General features: G+C 61.3%; 3 protein-coding genes and 1 pseudogene. All 4 read right to left on the reverse strand.

Going from position 1 to position 3086, the window contains the following annotated elements; translation table 11 throughout:
* Nucleotides 1–249, reverse strand: a pseudogene (locus tag Q4P21_RS15850) (rubrerythrin family protein); the annotation flags it as partial.
* 111 nt (nucleotides 250–360) lie between these two features.
* Nucleotides 361–900, reverse strand: coding sequence for an inorganic diphosphatase (locus Q4P21_RS15855; protein ID WP_303389687.1), 540 nt, complete (start codon nucleotides 898–900; stop codon nucleotides 361–363).
* 210 nt (nucleotides 901–1110) lie between these two features.
* Nucleotides 1111–1428 carry a hypothetical protein gene (locus tag Q4P21_RS15860; protein ID WP_303389688.1) on the reverse strand — a complete coding sequence of 106 codons (318 nt, stop codon included), beginning with the start codon at nucleotides 1426–1428 and terminating at the stop codon, nucleotides 1111–1113.
* An 11-nt stretch (nucleotides 1429–1439) separates the two neighbouring features.
* A complete protein-coding gene (gene ettA, locus Q4P21_RS15865) occupies nucleotides 1440–3086 on the reverse strand; it encodes an energy-dependent translational throttle protein EttA (protein WP_303389689.1) in 1647 nt (548 codons plus the stop codon).

Below are 3086 nucleotides of genomic sequence, written 5' to 3' on the forward strand. Positions count from 1 at the left end.
GCGGGCCAGCAAACCCAAAACCTGGTTGCGTATGGAAGGGCGCACGGGGGGCGTGGCATGCGGCCCCAGCAGTTCCAACCAGTGCTGTTCATGGCGTCCTTCGGCCGCGGCCAAAGCCATCAGGATGGCGTGTTCCTCACCGTCGCGGCGTTTCGCCAAATCGCGGTAGACAGAAGCCTCAGCGCGCTCATCGGCTAAATATTGGCGCCAGCGCTTGATCTGCCCGGGCGTGGGCGTGCTTTCAGTCATGGCGACAAACTCCTCAAGTCAGCCATCACTGTAGCGCTTTCTGGCCGTGACTTTCGGCCGGGGAACCTTGTACGGAGTTTTCGGGAAGCCGCAAACACGGCCAAGGCCTTCTCAGTCAGGTTGTGTTGCAGCCCAGCGGTCGCTGCACGCTGAAACAATGGCAATGGCCTCTTCAACGCCGCCCCACCCCAGGACTTCAGTTTGCGTGTCGGTTTGAAAGTCCTTGTAGTGGTTGAAATGGTGCTCGATCTGCTCCAGCAAGCGGTTGCCGACGTCATCGAAGGAGCGGATGGCGTCGCCTGTGTCGCGGTCGTCCACCGGGACCGTGAGAATCTTGTAGTCCATGTCCTCACCATCACGGAAGTTCAGCAATCCGAGGATGCGGGCATGGACCACCAAACCGGTCACGAGCGGCGCCCGGGTGATGCACAGGATGTCGAGTTCATCGCCGTCTTCATCCAGCGTCTGCGGGATGAAACCGTAGTTGACAGGCTTGGCGAAGATCCCTGGATCCACCCGGTCCAGATGGAACAGGCCGGTGGTGCGGTCCCATTCAATCTTGTGGCTGGAACCCTGGGGGATATCGATTACCCCGGTGACAAGCCCTTTGCGGAAATCGCCACAGGCCAGAAGCTTGTTGTAGTCAGGCATGATGTGTCCCCTCGTCCGGTGCGGCCCGTGAGTCAAATTGACCGTCGGCCGGGCCACCATGTTTGTGGCGGCCGCGGGGTGCCGCAGTCCTCCTGTGTGGAACTTCAATCAATCACAATCATCTCGCGCTGACAAGGTGTGTGCATCTGGCGCTGACAAGGTGCGGGGGTTTTGCCACCGTCGTGCCGTCCGAACCGGACCGCGCCGAAGCTACAACGCGGGATGAAAGGGAAGTGACTGTGCGGCAGCCGTTTCCGTCAGATAAGGGCCCGACGATCTTCCGGCCTGACGCGACAAGGCGAACCACTGGCAGTCTCCGGTGGGGGAGTGAGCCCGCCTGACCCGGCCGAGGTACGCACCGTCAAGAGTGGCCACTTGGATGACCGGCGAGCCTGGCCACAGCCGGGCCAACGCCAAGCCGTGGCTGTCGGCAAGCGAAGCCAGCGCCTCTTCCTGGAGTATTTGGAATTTCACCCGACACACCAGGGCTTGCGCTTCCTGGAGAACCCGCCATTCATCGGCAATCATGATTGCCCCCTTCAGTTCCTGGAAAGCCTGCGGTGCGCGGCGCGGGTGCTGCCGGCGGCCGTCGTCCCCAGACGTTGGGCCTTGTTGGCCTCGTAGTCCGAAAAATTCCCTTCAAACCAGTACCACCGTCCCAGGTCATCCCCGGTGCCTTCCCACGAGAGGATGTGCGTGGCCACACGGTCAAGGAACCAGCGGTCGTGGGCGGTGACCAGAACGCAGCCGGGAAACTCCAGCAATGCGCCTTCAAGGGAGGCGAGGGTTTCGGTGTCGAGGTCATTGGTGGGCTCGTCCAACAACAACACATTGCCTCCCCGCTTGAGGGTCAGGGCCAGGTTGAGGCGGTTCTGTTCTCCGCCGGAGAACAAGCGGGCAGGTTTTTGCTGGTCCGGGCCCCGGAATCCAAAGGCTGCCAGATACGCCCGCGACGGCACATCAACAGTGCCAACCGTGATGAAATTCTCGCCTCCTGAAACGACCTCCCACGCCGTCTTGTCCGGATCCACTCCGGCACGGGACTGGTCCACATAGGCAAATCGAACAGTCTCCCCGACCTTGAAGGATCCCGAGTCGGGGGTCTCCTCTCCGGCGATCATGCGGAACAGGGTGGTCTTTCCGGCACCGTTGGGGCCCAGAATGCCGACAATGCCGCTGCGCGGCAGTGAAAAGGACAGGTTACTGAACAGGGCCCGTCCGCCGTATCCCTTGTTCACGGAGACGGCCTCGAGAACAAGCGACCCAAGTCGGGGGCCCGGCGGGATCTGAATTTCTTCAAAGTCGACCGTTTGCCGCCGCTCTGCCTCCGCGGCCATCTGCTCATACTGTTTGAGTCTCGCTCGGGACGTGCCCTGCTGTCCGCGGCCCCCAGCACTGATCCAGTCCATTTCCTGTTGTAACCGCCGGCGGAGCCTGGCATCCTTTCGCCCCTCCACGACAAGACGCGATTGTTTGGTGGCCAAATATGTAGAGTAGTTGCCCGCGTAGACGTATGCCTTCCCGCGGTCAATTTCCACGATCTGCTGGGCCACGGTGTTGAGGAAGTACCTGTCATGCGTGACAGCCACCACGGTGCCGGGGTAGGACAGAAGGTGCTGTTCAAGCCAGGGGACGCTTTCGGTGTCCAAGTGGTTGGTCGGCTCGTCCAGCAGCAGCACATCGGGTCCCTGAAGCAGAAGCTTGCACAAGGCCACCCTGCGCCGTTCCCCTCCGGAGAGGTTCTTCACCATGGACGCGGGCGGCGGGCAGCCCAAAGCCTGCATGGCCTGCTCAATCCTCGAATTCAAGTCCCATGCCCCCGCGAGGTCCATGCGCAGTTGCAAGTTGCCCAATTCCTCAAGAAGTTCATCAGTGCTTTCATCGCCCAGCCTCTCACTGAGCTGATGGAACAACTCGGTCATGGCCAAGATCCCGGCAACCCCGTCCTGAACATTGCCGAGCACGGTTTTGCTGTCATCCAGCGGCGGATCCTGCAACAGGATGCCCACACTGATACCGGGTTCAACCACCATGACACCCCGGGAGGGCTGCTCTAAGCCCGCCAGAACTTTGAGCAGGGTCGACTTCCCGGCTCCGTTGGGGCCCACCATCCCCACCTTCACACCCGCAATAAAAGTAAGGGAGACATCGTCGAGGATGGCGCGGCCGCCAAAGACCACTCCCAC

Origin of the sequence: Arthrobacter sp. (assembly GCF_030540645.1) — a bacterium.
Lineage (GTDB): Bacteria > Actinomycetota > Actinomycetes > Actinomycetales > Micrococcaceae > Specibacter.